Annotated in this window: 14 protein-coding genes and 4 pseudogenes; 13 read left to right on the forward strand and 5 right to left on the reverse strand. The window is 40.1% G+C overall.

The annotated features are described in order from the left end of the window. Nucleotides 1-18: 18 nt before the first annotated feature. The 4 genes and pseudogenes from C400_RS0105300 (at nt 19) to C400_RS0105315 (ending at nt 5,432) form a co-directional block, all read left to right on the forward strand. The gene (locus C400_RS0105300; RefSeq protein WP_017426212.1) at nt 19-3,117 is read left to right on the forward strand and encodes a type I restriction endonuclease subunit R; all 3,099 of its coding nucleotides are present in this window, start codon (nt 19-21) and stop codon (nt 3,115-3,117) included. 14 nt (nt 3,118-3,131) lie between these two features. Continuing rightward, nucleotides 3,132-3,425, forward strand: a pseudogene (locus C400_RS0105305) (N-6 DNA methylase); the annotation flags it as partial. A 393-nt stretch (nt 3,426-3,818) separates the two neighbouring features. Beyond that, nucleotides 3,819-4,809 (forward strand): annotated as a pseudogene (locus C400_RS0105310) (tRNA dihydrouridine synthase). Nucleotides 4,810-4,862: 53 nt separating this feature from the next. Beyond that, nucleotides 4,863-5,432 (forward strand): SF0329 family protein, encoded by a 570-nt coding sequence (locus C400_RS0105315; RefSeq protein ID WP_017426214.1) that lies wholly within the window; start codon nt 4,863-4,865, stop codon nt 5,430-5,432. A gap of 216 nt (nt 5,433-5,648) precedes the next feature. On the opposite strand, the pseudogene C400_RS26115 reads toward C400_RS0105315, so the two are convergent. The 4 genes and pseudogenes from C400_RS26115 to C400_RS27430 all read right to left on the reverse strand — a co-directional run bounded on the left by C400_RS26115 (nt 5,649) and on the right by C400_RS27430 (nt 7,825). Continuing rightward, nucleotides 5,649-6,614, reverse strand: a pseudogene (locus C400_RS26115) (IS30 family transposase). Between the two features lie 474 nt (nt 6,615-7,088). Next, nucleotides 7,089-7,235: a hypothetical protein gene (locus C400_RS27160; protein WP_017426215.1), complete on the reverse strand. Its 147-nt coding sequence runs from the start codon at nt 7,233-7,235 to the stop codon at nt 7,089-7,091. Between the two features lie 109 nt (nt 7,236-7,344). Then, a complete protein-coding gene (locus tag C400_RS27425) occupies nt 7,345-7,512 on the reverse strand; it encodes a hypothetical protein (RefSeq protein ID WP_180986886.1) in 168 nt (55 codons plus the stop codon). Between the two features lie 49 nt (nt 7,513-7,561). Continuing rightward, complete coding sequence (locus C400_RS27430) at nt 7,562-7,825, reverse strand: hypothetical protein (protein WP_017426216.1); 264 nt, start codon at nt 7,823-7,825, stop codon at nt 7,562-7,564. A 417-nt stretch (nt 7,826-8,242) separates the two neighbouring features. On the opposite strand from C400_RS27430, the gene C400_RS27435 reads away from it, so the two are divergent. The 6 genes from C400_RS27435 to C400_RS28645 all read left to right on the forward strand — a co-directional run bounded on the left by C400_RS27435 (nt 8,243) and on the right by C400_RS28645 (nt 15,761). Further along, nucleotides 8,243-8,407 (forward strand): hypothetical protein, encoded by a 165-nt coding sequence (locus C400_RS27435; RefSeq protein WP_017426217.1) that lies wholly within the window; start codon nt 8,243-8,245, stop codon nt 8,405-8,407. Nucleotides 8,408-9,470: 1,063 nt separating this feature from the next. Beyond that, entirely contained in the window at nt 9,471-11,399 is a 1,929-nt protein-coding gene (locus C400_RS0105345; RefSeq protein ID WP_017426218.1) for a hypothetical protein, read from the forward strand. Next, nucleotides 11,389-12,234: a hypothetical protein gene (locus C400_RS0105350; RefSeq protein WP_017426219.1), complete on the forward strand. Its 846-nt coding sequence runs from the start codon at nt 11,389-11,391 to the stop codon at nt 12,232-12,234. Before C400_RS0105345 ends, C400_RS0105350 begins: the two co-directional genes overlap by 11 nt. Before the next feature lie 2 nt (nt 12,235-12,236). Continuing rightward, entirely contained in the window at nt 12,237-13,010 is a 774-nt protein-coding gene (locus C400_RS26120; RefSeq protein WP_017426220.1) for a DUF6339 family protein, read from the forward strand. An 853-nt stretch (nt 13,011-13,863) separates the two neighbouring features. Beyond that, entirely contained in the window at nt 13,864-15,474 is a 1,611-nt protein-coding gene (locus C400_RS0105360; protein WP_226888833.1) for a DNA cytosine methyltransferase, read from the forward strand. Between the two features lie 38 nt (nt 15,475-15,512). Continuing rightward, a complete protein-coding gene (locus C400_RS28645; protein WP_414477680.1) occupies nt 15,513-15,761 on the forward strand; it encodes a hypothetical protein in 249 nt (82 codons plus the stop codon). A 35-nt stretch (nt 15,762-15,796) separates the two neighbouring features. Here the strand turns inward: C400_RS28645 and C400_RS28650 are convergent. Beyond that, nucleotides 15,797-16,354 (reverse strand): annotated as a pseudogene (locus tag C400_RS28650) (transposase); the annotation flags it as partial. A gap of 126 nt (nt 16,355-16,480) precedes the next feature. Here C400_RS28650 and C400_RS0105375 point away from each other — a divergent pair. The 3 genes from C400_RS0105375 (at nt 16,481) to C400_RS0105385 (ending at nt 18,888) form a co-directional block, all read left to right on the forward strand. Next, nucleotides 16,481-16,927 (forward strand): hypothetical protein, encoded by a 447-nt coding sequence (locus C400_RS0105375; protein WP_232795316.1) that lies wholly within the window; start codon nt 16,481-16,483, stop codon nt 16,925-16,927. Continuing rightward, nucleotides 16,866-18,176, forward strand: coding sequence for a hypothetical protein (locus C400_RS0105380; RefSeq protein WP_128574127.1), 1,311 nt, complete (start codon nt 16,866-16,868; stop codon nt 18,174-18,176). Before C400_RS0105375 ends, C400_RS0105380 begins: the two co-directional genes overlap by 62 nt. A 295-nt stretch (nt 18,177-18,471) precedes the next feature. After that, complete coding sequence (locus tag C400_RS0105385) at nt 18,472-18,888, forward strand: FtsX-like permease family protein (RefSeq protein WP_017426225.1); 417 nt, start codon at nt 18,472-18,474, stop codon at nt 18,886-18,888. Nucleotides 18,889-18,915 lie beyond the last annotated feature (27 nt).

Genomic DNA, 18,915 nt, shown 5'->3' on the forward strand with positions numbered 1-18,915 from the left:
TATATAGGGGGGAAATGAATGAGCGATTTCAAACCCATTGTAGAATCAAACAACTTCATCGTTCTGGATAAATATACGAAGATCGATCAGCAAGGAGCCGATTATCAAACAGAAGCTGATTTAGAACGAGAACTCATTCAAGATTTAGTAAATCAAGGTTATGAACATCTCCCAAGTTTAACCACTCCTGAAAAAATGCTTGCTAATGTTCGTGTGCAACTGCAAAACCTTAACAATGTACAATTTTCAGAAGCAGAATGGATTAGATTTTGCGAGCAGTTTTTAGATAAACCGAGTGATAACCATATTGATAAGACCCGTAAAATTCATAACGATTATATTTATGACTTTGTTTTCGATGACGGGCGTATTCAGAACATTTACCTAGTAGACAAAGATAAGATTTCCAGAAACAAAGTGCAGGTCATTTCCCAATTTGAACAAAAAGGAAATCAAGCCAATAGATATGATGTTACCATTTTAGTGAATGGCTTGCCTTTAGTACAAATAGAGCTTAAAAAGCGTGGAATTGCCATTCGTGAAGCCTTTAATCAGGTTCATCGATATAGTAAGGAGAGCTTTAATTCGGAAAACTCTCTGTTTAAATATTTACAGATTTTCGTGATTTCCAATGGGACGGATACCCGCTATTTTGCCAATACGACCAAACGCGGTAAAAACAGTTTTGATTTTACTATGAATTGGGCTACATCAAAAAATAAACAGATTAAAGATTTAAAAGATTTCACAGCTACCTTTTTTCAGAAAAACACTTTATTGAGTATATTACTGAAATATTCTGTTTTTGATGCGAGCAATAATCTACTGATTATGCGTCCTTATCAAATTGCGGCTACAGAAAGGATTTTATGGAAAATCGAAAGTTCATATCTAGCCAAAAATTGGAGAAGTACTGAAAGTGGAGGATATATTTGGCATACAACAGGTTCAGGAAAAACGCTTACGAGTTTTAAAGCAGCTCGTTTGGCTACTGAGCTTGATTTTATAAACAAAGTATTTTTTGTTGTGGATCGAAAAGATCTGGATTTTCAGACGATCAAAGAGTATCAGCGTTTTTCTCCTGATAGTGTTAACGGTTCAGAAAATACCGCTGGATTGAAGCGTAACATTGAAAAAGAAGATAACAAAATCATAGTGACGACGATTCAAAAACTGAATAACCTGATTAAGAGCGAAACAGATTTGCCCATATATCATAAGCAAGTGGTATTTATTTTTGATGAAGCCCACCGTTCACAATTTGGTGAAGCTCAAAAAAATATCAATAAAAAATTTAAGAAGTTCTATCAATTTGGCTTTACAGGTACGCCTATTTTCCCGGAAAATGCGTTGGGGTCTGAAACGACTGCTTCTGTCTTCGGTCGAGAGCTGCACTCTTATGTTATTACGGATGCCATTCGAGATGAGAAAGTTTTAAAGTTCAAAGTAGACTATAACGATGTACGTCCCAAGTTCAAAACGCTTGAACAAGAACAGGACGAGAAGAAGCTATCGGCAGCAGAAAATAAAGAAGCATTATTACATCCTGAACGGATTAAAGAAATTTCTCAATATATTCTTCATAATTTTAAAATAAAAACCCATCGTTTAAATGCGAGTGGAAAAGGATTTAATGCGATGTTTGCTGTGAGTAGTGTTGACGCAGCCAAGCTCTACTATGAATCATTAAAAAACTTACAAAAGGGAAGCAGTAAACCCCTTAAGATTGCGACAATCTTCTCTTTTGCTGCTAATGAAGAGCAAAATGCTATAGGTGAAATTCTTGATGAAACTTTTGAACCTTCAGCAATGGATAGTAGTGCAAAAGAGTTTTTAAGTTTAGCCATTAAAGACTATAATGCCATGTTTAGAACCAATTACGGCGTAGAAAGTAAGGAATTTCAAAATTATTATCGTGACCTTGCTAAACGAGTAAAAGACAAAGAGATCGATTTATTGATTGTTGTAGGCATGTTTTTAACCGGGTTCGATGCTCCTACATTAAATACTTTATTTGTTGATAAAAATCTCAGGTATCATGGTTTGATGCAAGCCTTTTCGAGAACAAATCGAATCTATGATGCAACTAAAACCTTTGGAAATATCATTACATTTAGAGATTTAGAGCAAGCCACTATAGATGCTATTACTCTTTTCGGGGATACAAACACTAAAAATGTAGTGCTGGAAAAAAGCTACAAAGAGTATATGGAAGGGTTTACTGATATCGCAACGGGGGAAGCCCGGCGTGGTTATGTAGACATAGTAAAAGAGCTGCAAGAACGTTTTCCTGATGCTGAAGATATTTCTACTGAAAAAGATAAGAAAGAGTTTGCCAAGCTTTTTGGTGAATATTTGCGTGTTGAAAATATTTTGCAGAATTATGATGAGTTTTCAAGTCTAAAAGCTTTACAAACAGTAGATCTCAATGACTCTGAGGCTTTGGAAAATTTTAAATCTACTCACTATATGGGTGATGAAGATATAGCTGCCATGCAAGAAATTAATGTACCAGAAGAAAGAACGATTCAAGATTATCGTTCATCCTATAATGATATTCGTGATTGGCTTCGTCGTGAGAAAAACGGAAAACAAAAAGACAATTCCTCTATTGATTGGGATGATGTTGTCTTTGAAGTGGATCTTCTAAAATCCCAAGAGATCAATTTAGATTATATTCTTGAACTTATTTTTGAAAATAACAAAAAAATAAAAGATAAAGAATCGTTGGTTGAAGAGGTACGTCGTTTAATTCGTTCGAGTGTAGGGAACCGTGCGAAAGAAAGTTTGGTCGTCGATTTTATTAATCAAGCTGATTTAGATAGTATTCAAGATAAAGCAAGTATTATTGACGCCTTTTTCTCATTTGCTCAAACTGAGCAAAAGCGTGAAGCAGAAGAATTGATTAGTACTGAAAATCTGAATGAAGATGCTGCAAAAAGATATATTTTGACTTCATTAAAAAGAGAATACGCCAGTGAAAATGGAACGGAGCTTAATGAGGTTCTTCCTAAAATGAGTCCTCTCAATACTCAGTATTTAACAAAAAAACAGAGCGTTTTTCAGAAAATCTCTGCCTTTGTAGATAAATTTAAAGGAGTAGGCGGAAGGATTTAATAAATCTAAAATAGCATGGTGTCTTGTTCTGTGGTGCAGCAGAAGGTGCGATTCGCCAAACGATCATTGAGAAAAACTATCTTGATACCGTTATAGGCTTACCTGCCAACTTGTTTTACGGTGTATCCATCCCAACTACGATTTTAGTATTCAAGAAAAATCGTAAAACAAAAGACATCTTGTTTATCGATGCAAGCAATGAATTTGAAAAAGGCAAAAATCAAAACAAACTTACTGATAAAAACATTAATAAGATTATAGAAACGTACCGAAATCGTGTAGATGTTGATAAATATGCTCATGTGGCATGCAGCTGAAAATTTTGGGTATTCATGTGTGGAAATTGACGAAAAGGGTCCAGGATATTATTCCTCGGCTCTTTTTTTAAGCGATTCGCTTGGGAACGGCGTAGGCTGGGGGGAAGTTATGCCGTGCAGTATTTCTATGAACTGCGGCGCAGTACGTTATAGAAGATGGCAAGGAGGGGCGGCGCTCTTCCTTTTTTTGCGAGTCTTTTGGGGAGTCTGCTCCTCTCTTGGGTATGATATACTCATTTAGATGTCTATGCTTAACATATACTGCCGTTTGAACTACGTTGCTTAAACATATTATATGTGAAGAAGAAGCAAGGACATGAACAGGTTAGCTTTACCATTTTGGGACCAAAGATTTGTCCTGGTATTTATAGAGGAGTTTTTGATATGACGAATAATTTTTGGCGTGATTTGCCACGACCTTTTTTTTATACTGGCACCGATGGAAGATGTGACGGATGTTGTGTTTCGCCATGTCGTAAGTGAAGCAGCCAGACCGGATGTGTTTTTTACGGAGTTTGCGAATACAGAGAGTTATTGTCACCCGGAGGGGAACAAAAGTGTACGCGGGCGTTTGACTTTTACAGCGGATGAACAGCCCATGGTGGCCCATATCTGGGGAGATAAGCCGGAATATTTCCGTGAAATGAGCATCGGTATGGCGAAAGAAGGCTTCAAAGGCATCGATATTAATATGGGTTGTCCTGTAGCGAATGTAGCCGAGAATGGGAAGGGAAGCGGCCTGATCTGCCGTCCCGAAATCGCAGCGGATATCATTCAGGCTGCCAAAGCCGGGGGACTGCCCGTCAGTGTGAAAACAAGGCTCGGTTTCACTACCGTAGACGAATGGCGCGACTGGTTGACCCATATTTTGAAACAAGACATTGTGAATTTGTCCATTCATCTGCGGACAAGAGAGGAAATGAGCAAAGTAGACGCTCACTGGGAACTGATTCCGGAGATTAAGAAACTTCGTGATGAGGTGGCACCAGATACACTGCTGACCATTAACGGAGATATTCCGGACCGTCAGACCGGCTTGAAGCTCGCTGAGCAATATGGAGTGGATGGCATTATGATTGGGCGTGGTATTTTCCAGAATCCATTTGCGTTTGAGAAGGAACCGAAGGAACACAGCAGTGAGGAATTGCTTGAATTGCTGCGGCTTCATCTAGATCTCCATGATCAATATTCAGCGCAGGAGCCACGTTCGTTCAGCCCTCTCGCCCGCTTCTTCAAAATATATGTCCGTGGATTCCGAGGGGCAAGTGAACTCAGAAACAGCTTAATGAATGCCAAATCAACAAGTGAAGTGCGTACATTGCTTGATGAGTTTGGAAGCAAGGATCATGATGAGGTAGAGGAACGTGGAAATTAAATTCCCAAGTTGGGGACGGGCTGTTAGTAGGCATTGAAAACAAAGGAGGATATATGTCCTGGAGTAAATTGAAGCAACAACTGGAGAGCTTCCTCTCTCCTGCTTTAGACGGAAGGGTCGAATACCGAGCTACCAGTTACCGTTATTTATCTGATAAGTCTGGAATTTGTCATATAACTGTAGATAAGAAGAACATACTCAATATGAATGATATCACTAGTCCAATCAAATGGTATCAGACGGAGCTGGAAATCAAGAATGATCCCAATATCCAAGTTCCTATCAGCAATGAGGAAATTGAAGCGGTCAGAAAAGATACTAATGGGAACGTTCCGGAGGATCGTCTACAAGTAATTGCAAGAGGTAGAAAAATATCAGAACATGCAAAGGAGCTTTTGTCAGCACAGGCCTCATTAAGCAAGTCTAATTTTAATGTTGTAGCTAATAACTTTTTAACTACTTCTATAGAGGACAGCTTAGAGAGTAATGATATCTTATTGAATGTTCTAGCTTTAGTGGACAGACGAGTAGGAAAAAAGCGAATTTTAAACATGACCGAGAAGATGAAGTTAAAGCATCCGATTGTGCAGTATTTTTATGAGTTACGGCGTAGTACGTTATGAAAAAAATAACTTTCAATAATGGGGACACATCGTGTCAGGGGTGTTCTCTCTGAAAATATGAATAAGATTTGAAGGAAATTGGGGAAAAGCTTGAGTGAAGAACAGGGCAAACCAGCTTCCATTATCATGTCTTTTCCCTGTTTTTTATATCGCTATCAATGGAATTACCGTCTGTCGTAACTGTCAAGGTTTCTGTCGGAAATATTTATACTTATTTTAAAAGACGGGCTGCCAAGCCAAGTGCGATAGTTTCTCTGAAAAGGATTCGTTAGCGGTTTTCCAACCCAAGCATTTTCGTGGTCTGTGATTAATCAAGTGGAGAGCGGTTTCCAAGGCTTCATCCGAGATTTGGGCGAAGTCCGTCCCTTTTGGGAAAAACTCTCGACAAGAGGCCATTAGCGTTAGCGTTCTCGTTAGAGCCCCGTTGCCAGGAGGAATACGGATCTGCGAATACATCTGTACGCCATGGGTAGCTTCCAGGCTCGCATAACAGGCAAACTCTTTACCACGGTCAGCTGTAGCGGTTTGAAAGGCCCCGAAGGGATACTGGGGAGGCGGATATTCCAAAGGTGATCTGCATGGACAACGCGGTACGGTCAGGCATCCGAATGGCGGTGTATAGGCGTGTTTTGCGTTCAATGAATGGCCACACACCCCTTGCTTTTCCGACGGTCAGAGACGACCGTATCCAGTTCCCAATGACTAAACGTTTCCCGGGATCGAACCTCTTTGGGACGCTGGATGATGGACTTGTCTATCGCAAATTTACTACGTGTCTCCGCCGGATTCTGCCTTTTGACTTTATGCCTGAAGAGCGTGAGGATGCCTTTCGCCAAACGTCCGTGATACAGCCAGCGATAGATTGTTTTAAAGCATACCATTACTTGCCCCTCCTGACGTAGCCTCTCCATGATCTGCTCGGGGGGCCAGGTAGCCTGAAGCTTATTTTCGTTGCTACGAGCCAGCTCTGGCGTCCACTTGCCTGAGGGAACTGAAGTCTTGCGCCGCTTGGCGTAGCTCTTCTGAGAGGTCACAGCATGGTAAGGTTGCTCTGCTGCATTTCGGCGGAGTTCCCGGCTAATGGTGGCATGATGTCTGCCAAGCTCCTTAGTAATCGCTCTGGCACCTTTTCCAGATTTCTAGCTTGCTGCGCTCAATTATTCTAAGATGTTTGTAGCTCATGGTGGATTCTCATTGTGTTAATGTGTGGTGTAGGAACCTTCATTCTACACGAATCTGGCCATGGGCCCTTTGTTTATTTATTTCCAGCAGGTGTCGCACTTCATATTACAATCCGTCAAAAATAAAAACTTTATCCGTGCTAGCCGCTCAAGGCAGGTTGAGTGTTGCGTGTTGCTTGATTTATAAGGGGACTGAATAAGCTTAGAGGAGAGTTGGGGGAAATGGAGACGCAAGCAAATCGTGTCCCTATTCACCTGATTTAGAGCAATTGATTCTATCGGCACATCATCAGACTTTTAGAGAAGAGACGTCTTTTTCTAAGCCGAATGGTAACTTTTTTATCCATTTAGGCTTTTTTTATTTTGCCGCTCGTGTTAGAGCGCTGTAACCGTATATGCTGTACCATCCTTAGAAGGTCGGAATGAAACAATGAATTGATCGACATAAACAAGCTTCAGTGCAGGAGTCGTCCATTCAACTTTCAGTATAATTCCCCATTTTGATCATCTCGATCACTTGCTTGGTTGAAAAAACGTGGTTCTTCTCAATCGCCAGTTCAGATACTTTTATCATATTCTCAATATCCGGGTTCGCATCAAAGTCGGCAATGAGAGAGGACATTTTTAAGTAGCATTCTCTAATACTGGACAGTAAAAAGTGCTAAGCTTCTAAGAAGCCAGTGAATCCTCGTCAGTATTGGATGTATCCTTCTGAGATTTAATTATTTTCGTTATGGATAAGTGAGGTTTTGAACAAACAGCCGAAAAATAGACTTGCTTAAATAAGCGGCAACGGTAGCCTCGGTCACCATGGCATGGGAAGGCGTACGCAAATAGCAGAAAAATAACGCTGGCGTCCGGCTTGAAAAGTGCAAGTCGATCAACTGCAGTAGTCCCATCGCAATGCACTGGCATATAACACAACCTTCGATCGCTTTAATCGTTTAATCAATCCGGCGCGGATCCTGTTTGTTCTTGTACGGCTTCGAGCGGGTGGGCTTCCTTTTTCTTCAGAAAGCGGTTCAGCTTCGGCATGGACTTGCTCCAGAAACAGTAGCCGAAAGCTCCGATAACCTGTTTCATCTCCCAAAACGTACACTCGATTTTAAAGCGATAACCGTATAAGTGAATGATATCTATAGCCGAAAGCGTGAGATCCGTACTGGCCAGAATGGAGTAGCGGCCCTGATGAATCACCAGCACAAAGCGCAATTCCTGATAAACCCTGCCCCCAAAGCAGATCCGTGGCAGAGAAATTCAACCGTCTCTTCCTTACCGCACAGGGGAACGATGGCGGTATGAAAATCGGCAGCACGAGCGGAGAGAAGTTCCTTATGTTTACATATTTGACTTTTTTAGGTTTTGACTCGTCCGGGTTTCTTGGTAGAAGGGAGTTCGTAGGCCATCACATTGGAATTGGCTTTCGTCACTAAAGGCATCCGGGCCCTACCTTGGCCTCTTTCATCCCGTCGTCGATAAGGACGACACGATCCTGAATCACCAGCAGAGGCGCAGACCGTCGAACGACCTAAAGCCACATCTGCCGTAAAGAGGGCAGAGACCAGGCGGAAGAACGGAAGAAAGTGAAGGAGTGTTTCATAACAGCGGTCACTTAGGGAGAGATCCCGAATGACCGAAGTTACACCGAGATGGCCAGAGCGCAACATAAAGCCAACGACGATCACGACAAACCACTCGAACGTGGCTTGTCTAGAGAAACAAGAACGGAAGGGCAGTAAAAGTTCGTTCAAAGTTTTGAGTATAGATGCGGTCAATCGCTTGGAAATGGGGTAAACTGCTTGTTGTAACCCATTCGGCGACTATTCCTTTCATGTGAGAGCTAAAGGATACTATAATTGCTCGTCTGGGTTATTCTTCCATACAACAATTTTTCGACAAGAACTTTTGACTGTCAAGTCTAATAAATCCATCAATAATTTCTACGGGGATTTGTTCTGACTTAGCCTAGTGATACTGTACGTAAATAATCTTCTTTCAAGCATTTATTCCCTTCCGAGAGCATCAACCCTATCATAAATATTAATCTCGAATCTAAATATTACTTTCTCAATTAGTTTTTTCGTCTCCGACTAAGAAATGTGCCAGTTCTTCACAACTATTGGGCAACACACGCATTCTACGGGAGTGCTTCAAGTAGGTCATATAATAATTCTCCGATATACTCCTCGTCAACGTGCTCGGATAAACTGCTTTACAGAATAGTAAGAAGTCATCAGTGATGCCTACTTGATCAGACACAAAAAGGAACGCGGCGGTTGAAATGGCTTTAGGAATAGTGTACAAACAGAGGGATTTCAGCGCCTATGAGCTGCTGAGATCAGTAGATTGCGAATATAGGGAATATTTAGCATCTCCATTCTGACGAACTCTCGTACTATTAATAAAATCCCTTCAGAAATAACATGATATAAAGATTAAATTTAACGTTTATTTTGTTCTTCGTAGTGATATATTATGAAAATTATAGGCTACATTTTAATTATATAGTAGATATTTTTGTGAATGTATGTTTATATAATAGTATAATATTCGAAATTGAAAGGGGATTATAGGTTGTGGATAAAAGAATAAACTTTGAAAGATTGGCGGAAAAACGAGTATCGGAGGCGATAAAAAAAAGTTCGTCTTATCGGAAACTTATCTAATCGTCGGAATTACGATTATACAGAAGCTCATGTTAAACAAATTATTGAGGCATTAGAATCAGAATTAAAGAATATGAAATCAAAATTTAGAAGCGAGGAGACTTACGAAGATGTGGCATTCTCATTTAAAAAATCCTAGGTTTGTTTGCATACAAAAATGCTAGTTCTTTAGAAGATAGGAGGAAGTCTTTATGGTAAGCTGGAAGTTTCCACTTAATGATGGCGGTACAAGAGAAGGATTGAACGATGCTGGGATTGAGACTTTTGCCGGAAGTCCTGCATCATTGGTCCGAGAGACGATACAAAATGCATTAGATGCAAAAATATCAGACTCCAAGCCAGTAATCGTTACATATAATTGCGAGTTTTTACCTAAAAACGTGTTTCCTGAATGGAAGCAATTTGTGGAGACTTTACAGTCGTGTTTAGAATTTTTGATACTCGCAGAAAGTCATCAGGATGAGATCAACTTTTTCAAAGAAGCATTAAAAGTATTCGAGGAAGATCAAATCGCGTTTATGAAAGTTAGTGATTATAATACTACCGGTCTATCAGGATCGGACAACCCTCTCAAAGGAAAATGGTTTGCTCTTGTGAAGGCGGTCGGGGTTTCAAATAAAGGGGACGATGACGGTGGCTCCTTTGGCATAGGAAAAGCCGCCCCGTTAGAATGCTCGATGCTTCGTACGGTTTTCTACAACACTATCGATCAAGAAAACAAAAAGGCGTTTCAAGGCTCTGCAAGACTTGTCTCTCATTATAATGAGAAAAAAGAACTCACAAGAGGGACAGGCTTTTTCGGAGAAACTAACGGCAATCTACCAATCTTGGAGTATAATCCGCATCCATTTTTCACAAGAACGGAAATCGGTACGGACATCTTTATTGCAGCATTTAAAAATAGTAAAAATTGGGAGAAAGTCACTATTCAAACCGTCATTGAAAACTTCTTTGTTGCAATCATGGATAATAAGCTGGTTGTCCATGCCGGGAATATAGTCATTGACGATACAACCATTGGAAGCTTGGTCAAGCAATATTTCGCTGGGGAGGATTTTAAGCTTCCTTCGTATTTTGAAGCCTTTACAAAGAAAGATCCCTATTTCTTTGAGCCTAATTTCAAAAACAAGGGGACGATTGAGCTCTACTTGAAACTAGGACCTGATCAAAACAATACAATTACGATGTTTAGAAAAACGGGAATGATGATCAAGCAACGACAATTCCGTAGCCCGTTAAAGTTTTCTGGCGTTTTTATCGCAAGCGGCGATGAAATGAATAAGTTGCTAAGGAAAATGGAACCACCGAAACACGATGACTGGATATCAAGCCGGGCCAAAGAACGGGGGGCAAGCAAAGTATTGTCTGACATGTACGGCTGGATTTCGGAACAGATTAAAACGTTGGTCAGACAGAACACGGGCGATACGATGGACCTTGAAGGGATCAGCCAGTATTTGGCGGATGACAACGATGACATTGTCCTATCTACTGCCGGTAATGGACAGGATACAAACTATAATGCGCCGGAATCCATCCTTATCCGCGAGAAAAAGCATAAGTTGCAGCAAGATACTGCTTATATGGCTGAGGAAGAAGCTATGGCAGGCATCGAAGATGTACCTGATGATGCAGATGCACAGGATGGTGGTGAACAGGGCGGAGATTGTCCTGAAGGAGGCAACAACAGGAGAGAAAACAGTTTCGGCAACAGAACCGGACATGGTGGCGGAAGCAGAGACCAAGGAGAAAAGGGCGGGCAGGCTGGGAGAGATGGCAATATTCGGCCGGATTCTGAAGGAGCGCAAATCCAGCCTGTTAATACGTTGTCAAAACTAAAAAAACAACTACCATTTTACAGATCTGGGAAGTACTATGTCGTATTTGTTCCGGAAATGGACGGGCAGATATTTTTTAGTTTGTTATTTGAGGGCGAAGAGTCATCGGAACAGGCCAAAATTGCATTTGCCAAGAACAGTACTACCGGCAAATCGATATCTATAAAGGGGCAAACAAAAATCGGACCGATTGCAATGAAAGCCAATCAACAGTGTAGGGTGGAGTTGTCGCCTGTAAATCCAGAAAAACGTGCGATAAGGGTGAAACTGCATGCAAATTAAACATCGTTATTTTCCACATCCGGTTTTGTGTAGCTTTTTCAATGGCTATGGCGAGCACACCTATGAGGTAGAGCTGAAATCTGAAGCGGAAGGCGACTTCTATCGGTTTGAGGCAATCTTTAAAACAACAAGTCAAACGTTGAAACGAATGATTCAGCAAAATCAGGCCTGTTATCTTCTTCATTTTGAATGTGGGCCGACACGATATCGTAAAGTCTTTACATCAAATGATGAAACACTGACCTTTATAATTTCAGCTTATCAGCTGGAAAACCAAGTCGATGTATGCCCCGCCATTTCTGCGATCAAAGATATCGACAAATTTGCTAGTGACGAGTTTGATGAAGCTTACGGCGAGGAACCTTTTTCCATTAACAGAGGAGATATCTTAGCCGTGGCGGAACCGAAGTCATTAATTATCGTGAAAAAGAAAGATTCACTTCGCCCTGTATCTTCCGTATTTATGTTTGAACGGTCACCGGATAGTTCGAATCCTATCGACTTTAATCTTGACGGAGATAAGGTGATCATTTATCTACCGGAAAAGGAGTTCAACAACCTAAGTTTACTAAACAGCAATAACAAGGTATTTGCTCCGCTTTATTCCTTAATGACCGTTGTACCTGTCCTTGCCAACATCATTGAATTCATTAAATCAAGTAAAGACAGTGAGATCGAACCCCTTCAGAATAAGAAGTGGTATGCCGTAATTATGAATGCAATAAAGAAGAAGAACATTAATATGAACGACACTTCCATCAGTATTGCGCATGAATTGCTAGGGAAACCGTTAGGGCCTTCCCTTGAATTGCTCATGGAAATGGAGGGGAACTAAAGATGCGGCTTCGCTATTTTACAGAAAATGGACTACAACGCCTAAAGCTGAAAGCGCTGGAACACATTCAAATGAAGAAGTATGAGGCGGACGTACCTTGGGTCGATGATTCGTGGTCAGTACCCTCGAACTTAGTCATCCCGGATATTCAGTTAAAGGTTTCTGTTTATAATGATGGACGGCGTCCAGAACACTTTGATTTGGAAAATGTTCGCAAACTGTATGGGGCTCTTAGACATTTAACACCTGCAGAAGCCTCTAACGAACGGCTCTGGACATACTTGACGCATTCAACATTTTGGACGTATATGCGTTCCCGCTGGCCAGTTGGGCAACAGGGAGATGAAGAGGAAGGTGAGGTCTTTGAAGAGGAGCAGAGCAATAGAAAAAGCAGTTCGTCGAAGCGAGTAGAAGCACGTTATTTCTTGTCGGGCCAGAAAGCGCCGGTTCGCAACGGGCTTGCCAGACTTTGGTGGTTCGGTTACATGACACATGACGAGTCTCTTAGAAATCCATGGGAACTCACAGAGATTTTGCTTCACAACTCCGATCTCACCTTAAATCTGACAGAACGAAATTTCTCCCGGAACATGGAGTTCACAAAAACTATTCTAGGCGCGGTCGCGAAGATCAAGAAGGACAACCCTAGTTTCTATAACCGGGATCGGTTCCGGGACCTGATGAAACATTTCAATTATGCGGGAGGTATGTCCATCGTGGATTTATTTGATTCCAGTACCATTGAAAGAGTGGTTAAAGAAAAACTGACTTCTTAACCCTTATTGTAACCAATCATCGAGAGAAGAAAAATGCCCACACTTTAGCCGAACTATTTTAACGCCTCAAAAGAGAGCTCTGTGCGTATGAACCGCCAGAGCTCTTCTTGCATTTGCTGCATTAACCCAACTATTATTCAGGATCAAATGTTCTAAGTCACTTTCTTAATGGAGTAGCGCGTCATACTGTGGCTTGCAGAAATGAAAAATCCGTTCGCATCCAAGCATACAGCTGATGATAGATAGATCAGAATTTGATGAAGAGGGAAAATGGTATTGTGTGCTTTGCTACCGGAGAGGTTGCGTATCGCCTCGTAAGCTCAATTTTCCCGACATACACCAGGAAGATTTTAACGGCACCGAAGTTGGCGCTGCGCAGTGAAAATTCGCTCTTGATTTGGTATGGGAGGCTTCACCTAAAAGTTGCCCCTCTCTTTGGTTGATGTTGTCCTCGCAAACACCATTCAACAAAGGTTCGAGTTCTTTTTCACGTTTTCAGAGCGTTGTATTTTCAAAACTTTAGGTTGAATATTTCTCTTGATGAAAGATTAGAGCCAGCACTTATTGCTTAAGGTGATGAAAAAGCAGAAAAACGCAGAGTCCGCAAGGATCAGAAAATTTAGTGTATTGAGGCACAGGAAAAAGTGATCAATTATAGAGCGGAATACCAGAGATGACTGATTGAAAAGTAAATATCCTATCAGTAGAAGCATAAGTCCTAAAAATAGCTTTAGCCCAATAGCCCGCGAAGCTACCAAACCTCAATATATAACCAGAAGTTGCTTTCTTTGCTCAAAAGAGTTATTATTGAGAGTTGGTAAGACGATTGAAAGGGTGTGAAGTAGTGTATAAAATGTTAGACTTGTTTGCGGGTGCGGGCGGTATGAGTTTAGGGTTTGCGCAAACAGACAGATATAATATTGCTGTTGCAGTCGAGAAAAATGATAATGCTAAAGCAACATATGAACGAAATCATGAAAACACTGTAGTATTGAGTGATATTTTGGATATAACCGATTATGAGGGTTTCAAGCGTGAGTATGGAGAATTTGATGTTGTTGTTGGGGGGCCACCATGCCAAGGGTTTTCAAATGCAAATCGTCAACGAAATCATATCATTAGTCAGAATAATAGCCTTGTTAAAAAATATGTTGAAGTAATTCTCAATCTAAGGCCAAAAGCGTTTGTAATGGAGAATGTCCGGATGCTTAAATCGGATATTCATCGGTTTTATTGTACGCATAATGATGGAATTGAATTTGAGCATTTGGGAATAACCACTCGTGACGAAACGATATGTTTGCTTGATGCAGAATGTCCTGTGGCTGATATTGATGAATATTTGTTTGATTCAGCTATTTTAAATGAATTAATTTTGCCTGATAAGGTATTTTATGCGATGAGGATTTTGTATAAAAATTCTAAAAAATTAGAAACAAGGGATAAGGCTTTGAGCAAAGGAAGGCAATGTATAAAAAACATCTCCAAACTTCCTAAGAAACCCCAGGGAATCTCAAGACAATATATTGAATTTGAGCAAGCTTCGCTCAATACATTTATTAAATATGCTGGAGAGGAAATTGCTTTTGAGGAAGCGGAACATGAGATGTTAGATTATCTAAATGTTCAACGCTTGATGAGACATGCGAAAGAACTGGTGGATAACAATATTGCTATATATAATTTAAGAAAAGATCAAAGAGGTGTACATGTAGTTACTAGTTCATATTCAGTCATTGACTACATTGGAAAAAGACTAGGGAAGTTATATTTCATAGATGACGGCGTGCTTAATGCTGCGTGGTTTGGAGTACCGCAACTTCGAGAAAGATATATTAGTATAGGATTAAGAAAGGATTTAAATCTTCAGCCCAAACTACCTGAAAGAGTATATAAAGAAAAAGAGTATCCTACTGTATACGATGCAATTCAAGATTTGGAGCAAATAACGCCAGTTTTTAATATAGAGGATGATCCTATCCCATTAAATAATGAATTTCAAGTAACGGGGCTTACAAGGCAACTTCGCAACGCTTCAGTACTAAGCAATCACATAGTTACTGAAACACGAGAGACTGCAAAAAAACGTTTTGAAGCCTTAGGTCAGGGTCAGAACTTCCATGACCTTGATCGTAGCTTAATTGAGAATACCTACACTAGACCGGAAAGAACACAGAATTCCATCTATCTAAGGCTTGTATATGGGAAGCCTTCTGGAACCGTTACAAATGTACGCAAGTCAATGTGGATACATCCAACAATTTCAAGAGCAATAAGCATTCGCGAAGCAGCCAGACTTCAATCCTTTCCTGATGATTATGTATTTATAGGGAGCAAGGATTCGCAATATCAGCAAGTTGGAAACGCAGTACCACCGATAATGGCAAGGGCTATCGCAACTAAACTTGCAGAAATGCTGGATTCGTGCAGTGGGCTATCCAATGTGCAGGGGGGGACTTGCTAATGGTAGGTACACTGACAACAGAAGAACGCAGCAAGATGATGTCAAAGACAAGGTCGAAGAACACTGCTCTTGAATTGATTGTCAGGAGGCATTTGCACAGCGAAGGTTTCCGATACAAACTTCATGATAAGAAGCTGCCTGGGAAACCCGATGTTATTCTACCAAAGTATAAGACGGTTGTCTTTTACAGGGATGTTTCTGGCATGCTCATGAAGGATGCAAATATTATCGTATCCCTAAAGCGGATACCGATTACTGGTTTAAAAAATTCGATGGCAATGTCCTGAGAGATCAAAAAGAAAACAATCGTCCATTTTAGCTTGCCGAGCAGGTTGAAGGTTTGCTTCAGGAAATCGATGGCCTCAGTGGAGGAGTGTGTATTACCGGGACGAAGCTGGGCATTCAGGTTCAAGCGGGCTTGTCCTTCAAAAGCCAACAACGGATGATAACTCTTCCAGCCTAGTTTGGGTGTCCCTTTGGCCGTGCCGCCCGACCCCCGTAGACTGTCTCGACCATTGAATCCAGATCAAGTATGAGGTTGGTGGGCAAACACTGACGAATGATCTCCTAATGGAGCGTCGCAATTCCACCGCTAGCTCGGGATACGATCGATCCAATCTTTCGTGATTTTTATACAACAAGCTATGAAGTGGGTAGCGTCCACCGGGGAAACGGCTCAGCAACGCAATCCGCTTACAGCCGATGATAAGTTAAAATAGAATGCGGTGCAAAGGGAAGGGGTCGTTGTGCGCTTTTCTGCCTAAAAGGCTACACCTCGCCTCTGACAGTTTGAGTTTTCGAGAAACGTCAGAAAGATTTTGATGCCTCTGAAGCTTGTTGCGTTTTGTAGGGGAAATTCGTTCTTTCTTTTCAGATATATATGGTAGACTTCACCTAAAAGTTGCTCCCCTCACTTTGGGTGATATAGTTCCGACGAATACCACTCCTTTTCATGCTTCCAGAGAGCTGTGCTTTTGAAATTTAGGTTTAATATGCTTTTGAATTTATGAAGGGTGATTCTATGGGAAATACAACATTAATAAAGAAAATTAAAGATCATGCATTAAACAGAGTAGAAAAGTATATATCAGGACTATCCATAAGAGAACAACAACTATTTATTAATGAAGTTATACGCTATTATGATCAAATTTACGATTCGGTACTTCATGAAAGTCATGAAAACAGTGAAAAAGATCTTAATTTTATTGATTTTTCTCTTCCAATAGCATTTCGTTACCTGTATAAAGATTATAACAATGTTAAAGGGTGCCCATTAACACCTTCAACACCGCAATCTATACAAAGCGTTAAGACATTCTTGGATATTTGTTTTAAAGCAGGTCTCATGGAAAATTACGAAGAACTGCTTCGGTTCGGAGTATTAAAATATGAGCTTATTAGAGAAAAAAAATGCACGCCTATCTTATATGAATACACATTATTCAATTGAAAGATATGAAAAAACAAAGTCTGTGAAGTACTCTCATGCAATCTTAAATTCTTTGGGGGATGAATACATTAAAGGATTTAGTCAACTTCCCCGGATCATTAAAAAGATGGAGAAATTAGTATATACATGGAACTACAATTTTATCGGTTATGATGCTGACCCTGAAGTAGATCATTTTTTCATTCGCAATGCACAGTTAGATTTTGTGCAAGCAACAGAATGGGACGGATTCTCGCCTACTTCCGAATTTGGAGGTATTGAGTATCATTTTTTTCTAGAAGCGCTCATTGCTATTGAATCAATAAGTTTAAAGCATTTGCAGTTTGTTGAGATAGCAACGAAAAAAGATCCTATTCTGGAAAAAATTAATATACTACCGCTTGTTGTAGATTATGATGTTTTCTTGGATTCTCTGACCTATATTTTAGGTGTTTCTAAAGAAACAAGCGAGTATATATTTGACAAGTTTATATACGATGACAAGAAAAAGAAATATTACAGTCATATAGGTTCTCCTGTTCCATTATTCATAAGAATATCATCTACACAGTTGTTGCGTTCATTTACCGGATGCATCCATAGGCCAATAGATTTTATGTTGTCTGAGTTAAAAAGACAATATTCAATAGATTGGGACCGCAACACAAGAGAAAGAGAACAATTATTTAGAAACGAGCTCTATAAGTATTTTGACGACAAACGCTTTATTACATTTGATAGAAGTATAGATATTTCCGACAATGGGAGAATTATTACGGATATTGATGCATGTATTCTTGATAAAGAGACAGGAGATATAGCTTTTATTCAACTAAAATGGCAGGATTCAATATATGAATCAACACGATCCTTTATAAGTAAAAGAAAGAATTATATAGAGAAGTCAAAAAAGTGGGTTAACGATATTGAACAATGGATTAATACAGTTTCAGAAAAACGGATGGCTGATTTTCTGCAATTAAGTCCACAACTTATAAACAAGGATAAAATTAAACTTTTTGTTATTGGTAGACACAATGGGAATTATTCTGGAGATGAAAAGCCATATAGTAATACAGCTTGGTGCCAATGGTACAACCTGCTTGAATTAATTGGGACGCTTACAAGTGAAAGTATTACCATAACAAAATTGTTTGAGTTAATTCAAGAGGAAAGTCCCTATAATCAAAAAAATGAAATTAAAACTTCTGAAATTATATATGGAAATTACTCTGTTGAATTGGTTGCGCCTCCATATAATCAAGCTTAGAGTGTCGGGTCTTTGTTAGTCATTATTCTTCCAAGCATTTATATGAGAAACATAAAATAATCTAAAGATAATAAACTTGTGTGGTGGAGTTTTTACCAAAACCGTGGCACAGAGAAATCTAATAGATCCATAACTTCATCCGTGATAGCCGCACAAGGCATGTGGAGTACGTGGTAGTAATATATCGAGAAAGTGGCACTGGAGAAAGTTAGTAGTGAAGACGAATTTTGAACCTCTTTCTATGAACTGCACCTCTAACTGCTAGATGATGTCTAACAATTGGGGTGCAGTTCACATGGCACCTCTGGCGTCAACGGTCGTTTTCATTTCGGCGATGGCGTTTATTATAGAATTAATAATAATCTATCTTGTAACCTCCATGATCGTTGAAGAAAACAAGAGCACGATTTCGCTGATGAAGATTTTCGGTTACAGGAAGAAGGAAGTCAGTTCCCTGATTCTGAACAGCTCGACGATTGTCGTCATGGCTGGGTTCCTCATTGGGATACCGCTCAGTTTTGCACTAATGGGAGGGTTTATGAAAACGCTTGAAAATAGCCTTATTTTTTCAATATCCGTGATGATCGATCCGCTTTACGTCATAGTCGGATTTGTCGCTGTCATGCTCTACTATGAGTTGTCAAAGCTGCTTTGCAGGAGAAAAGTCAATGCGATTTCCATGAGTGAAGCCCTAAAAGCAGGAACGGAATAGAAAAGTTCTTGTACCCGATTTCTTTGA

The organism is Paenibacillus sp. ICGEB2008, assembly GCF_000307675.1.
Taxonomy (GTDB): domain Bacteria; phylum Bacillota; class Bacilli; order Paenibacillales; family Paenibacillaceae; genus Paenibacillus; species Paenibacillus polymyxa.

Bases quoted from the DNA above. Each gene is read 5' to 3' on its own strand.
- C400_RS28645 (WP_414477680.1), top strand. From the start codon at position 15,513: ATGTCAAAGACAAGGTCGAAGAACACTGCTCTTGAATTGATTGTCAGG.
- C400_RS0105350 (WP_017426219.1), top strand. From the start codon at position 11,389: ATGCAAATTAAACATCGTTATTTTCCACATCCGGTTTTGTGTAGCTTT.
- C400_RS0105380 (WP_128574127.1), top strand. From the start codon at position 16,866: ATGAGCTTATTAGAGAAAAAAAATGCACGCCTATCTTATATGAATACA.
- C400_RS27425 (WP_180986886.1), bottom strand. From the start codon at position 7,512: ATGGGACTACTGCAGTTGATCGACTTGCACTTTTCAAGCCGGACGCCA.
- C400_RS0105300 (WP_017426212.1), top strand. From the start codon at position 19: ATGAGCGATTTCAAACCCATTGTAGAATCAAACAACTTCATCGTTCTG.
- C400_RS0105360 (WP_226888833.1), top strand. From the start codon at position 13,864: ATGTTAGACTTGTTTGCGGGTGCGGGCGGTATGAGTTTAGGGTTTGCG.
- C400_RS0105345 (WP_017426218.1), top strand. From the start codon at position 9,471: ATGGTAAGCTGGAAGTTTCCACTTAATGATGGCGGTACAAGAGAAGGA.
- C400_RS26120 (WP_017426220.1), top strand. From the start codon at position 12,237: ATGCGGCTTCGCTATTTTACAGAAAATGGACTACAACGCCTAAAGCTG.
- C400_RS0105315 (WP_017426214.1), top strand. From the start codon at position 4,863: ATGTCCTGGAGTAAATTGAAGCAACAACTGGAGAGCTTCCTCTCTCCT.
- C400_RS27160 (WP_017426215.1), bottom strand. From the start codon at position 7,235: ATGTCCTCTCTCATTGCCGACTTTGATGCGAACCCGGATATTGAGAAT.
- C400_RS0105375 (WP_232795316.1), top strand. From the start codon at position 16,481: ATGAAGGGTGATTCTATGGGAAATACAACATTAATAAAGAAAATTAAA.
- C400_RS0105385 (WP_017426225.1), top strand. From the start codon at position 18,472: ATGGCACCTCTGGCGTCAACGGTCGTTTTCATTTCGGCGATGGCGTTT.
- C400_RS27435 (WP_017426217.1), top strand. From the start codon at position 8,243: ATGACCGAAGTTACACCGAGATGGCCAGAGCGCAACATAAAGCCAACG.